1 protein-coding gene is annotated in these 2404 nt (G+C 40.0%); it reads right to left on the reverse strand.

Going from position 1 to position 2404, the window contains the following annotated elements; translation table 11 throughout:
* Positions 1 to 2182: hypothetical protein (locus A6K76_RS16285; RefSeq protein ID WP_425393893.1), on the reverse strand; the 2182-nt coding region annotated here is incomplete at its 3' end.
* Between the last annotated feature and the right edge of the window lie 222 nt (positions 2183 to 2404).

Genomic DNA, 2404 nt, shown 5'->3' on the forward strand with positions numbered 1-2404 from the left:
CTTCTGTTACACCGTCATTTAACGAGCCATCTTCTGCTAAATCATAATAGTAAAACATATATTTATTGTCAAACTCGTACGATATTGACGACAACTCATCGTATAAATCACCTTTATCGTCTGTTTGTAATGTATTGTCGAAATAAATGTCGCGCTCTAAATCGTACAGATGTTGCTCTGTTACGTGTTCGCGTAAACGTTGCCCACTCACATAAGAATACGGATCCACTTTGTATAAACTATCGATCGTATTATTGAAAGATGCATATTGTGCAATTGGAGCTGCGTACGTTTTATTAATATTGTTAACTACTTGCTGAATGTCTGCTGTTTTGTTGAATCGTTTTTCTTTGAATGCGTCAATATATAGTGGTGCAATCGTCGGCAATGTTGAAAGGTGTGAAACATACTGAATATACGTTTCACCGTCTGTTGTTGTCACTTCTTGTTTATCAAAATTCGCCTCTTTTAATAAGTCGTTGAACAGTTTAATTGATTTTGACGATAGAGGTCGGTTCGCAAAATCGTAAATAGCTTGCGTATAAACCGCTTCATCGCGTGTTGGTTCGATATTCGATGCACCAACGTAGTACGAATAGTTACCGACTTTATTGGAGTAGTAATAAATTTTACCGTCTGTAAACGATACATCGCTCGGCGCATTTAATGTAAAGTAGGCGACACCATCTTTTGTGTATTGAAACGGTAAAGCTGCTAATTGCGCCTTCGTTACAAATGTTCCTGTTGTACCGTTTGAAATGTATAAGCCATCTCTTAGTAGCAAACCAGGTGTATAGTTTTTCGTATACTCTGCTAGCTGAACGGTAATGACATTATTTTGAACAGACACGTTAAGTGGAGGCTCGTAATGTGTTTGAACGGTAAGGGCTTCCGTCACAACTTTGTTTGCATCGACTTTATATAATACATATTCTACATCCATTTGAACTGGTACTTTCACATCGCTCGACCATTTTTTCTCAGTGCCTGTTAATGTTTCGCCAACTTGTAGTGGAGTCATGTTCGAATAATTTAAATACGAATCGTAATAAAGCGTTGTCGTTGCAGGCTTCGCTAACACAATATTCGCTAAACCGTACGTGTTCGCAACTGGTACTAATTGCGCCGCAGCTTCGTTAACATTCACTTGATCTTTCACGTCGTCATAATTTGTAATAACGCTCTGTAACGTACTAGTTGTCGGCAGCTTCACTGAACCGATTGTTACGTCGGCACCGAGTGTTATATGTGCGTCTTCGTTTAACACATTCACTTGTTGGATTTTTCCAGTTGTTGCGAATGTCGCGTCGTTTTGTGTGTCGATCGTCACTTTGTGTAACGTGCCGCTTCCTGTTACTTCAATGTCGCTTGCCGTTGCGATATTAAGTGTTGTAATGGAAGTGTTTAGCTCGACATTCGTAACATTACCGATAATGTTGACGTGTGGAATGGTCGCTTGTTCGAGTTTCACATTGTTCGCGGCAATGGTAATCGTCGTATTTCGTAAATTTGCATCATTGCCATTAAACGTAACAGGTGCATTTTTTGTGCCGCTTGTTGTAAGCTTTATTGCCTCAACCGATTGAATTTCCGAACCTTTCACAATAACTGAAACGTGTGCGCCTGCGAGTGCGGCTTTATTGTTCGTAAATAGTTCGGCGAGGCTGCTGTTCGCTGTATACGTTTGACCATCAATCGTAATAGAGTCGTTGTCAATCGTGTTAATCGTGCCATTCACAGGCTGCGGTGCATCGACATTTGTCGCAATATAATTAAACTGAATTGCTTGCTGTAAAGGTAAAACGAGTTGACCGTAGCTTTTCACGTTTTTACTAATGAGCAGGCGATATTGTGCGCCTTCCTCGTGCGATGCGTGGAGCTTTAATGCTTTATTGTTTTGAGCATCAACGGAAATCGTTGTTGCTACTTCTTTACCTGTTTCGATGTTAAACAGCTTAATGTTACCGTCAATTGTTGTTGGATCGATTGGGAGGGAGAAGTTAATTGTACGAACGGCACTATGTTTAGCGAAGTCGAATGTGTGGACAGTTGCTTGGTCAGGAAGTAGTGTGTAGTCCGGCTCGGGTGTGATGCTGTTTGCTGCTGCTTGCTCTAGCGTTGTGAAAAAAAACGTACTTGCTAATGCAGCACTAGCGACGTAAAACGCGGTTTGTTTGCTCATAGAAGAAGCTCCTTTTTCGTTTAAATTTTCTTAATATTTACAGTTTCATTGTATAAGAAAAAGAATACAAAATATACAATGAAATGGAAATAAAAGATTTTTGCTGTGATATGTGTAAGAATGCGCAATAAAACCCCACTGCGTACATTTGCGAGTGGGGTTCATATATTACTATGTCAAATCAAGCGTGTTGATTAGCCATTCAACTGGCAGTTCGCGTAT

The sequence above is a fragment of the Caryophanon latum genome, assembly GCF_001700325.1.
GTDB classification, from domain to species: Bacteria; Bacillota; Bacilli; order Bacillales_A; family Planococcaceae; genus Caryophanon; species Caryophanon latum.